Below are 393 nucleotides of genomic sequence, written 5' to 3' on the forward strand. Positions count from 1 at the left end.
TAGGTGAGTAATGTTCATAGGTGTTAGTAGAAGCCATCAATGGCGTTTATCAGAACCACCAGAACCATCTGATGATAAAGACTTTCAACTAAAAAGGGTGGAGTTTTTATCAGATGTTGACTATCGCTGTACTGATTGCCATTTTCGTTCAGAAAAGTATCAACATGTTCATCACAAGGATGGGAATCACAAACATAACGAAATCATTAACTTTGAGTGTAAATGCCCTCTATGTCATATGTGTGAACATCTGGGTTTTGTTGCAGATAATAAACTTGCCACTTTAGTTTTTTGTCCCTCTTTGACCCAGGAGGAGCTCAATGCTTACGTTCGAATATCTTGGGTTGCAAATTACTTAGCAAAAATCCAAGGTCCAGAAAAATGCGGTACTAC

The 393-nt window shown here is 38.2% G+C and carries 1 protein-coding gene; it reads left to right on the top strand.

What is annotated here, in order from left to right; translation table 11 throughout:
- Positions 1–10: 10 nt before the first annotated feature.
- Positions 11–393: HNH endonuclease (locus IQR33_RS34330; protein ID WP_228014130.1), on the top strand; the 383-nt coding region annotated here is incomplete at its 3' end.

Origin of the sequence: Vibrio sp. OPT46 (assembly GCF_015163535.1) — a bacterium.
Classification (GTDB): Bacteria; Pseudomonadota; Gammaproteobacteria; order Enterobacterales; family Vibrionaceae; genus Vibrio; species Vibrio alginolyticus.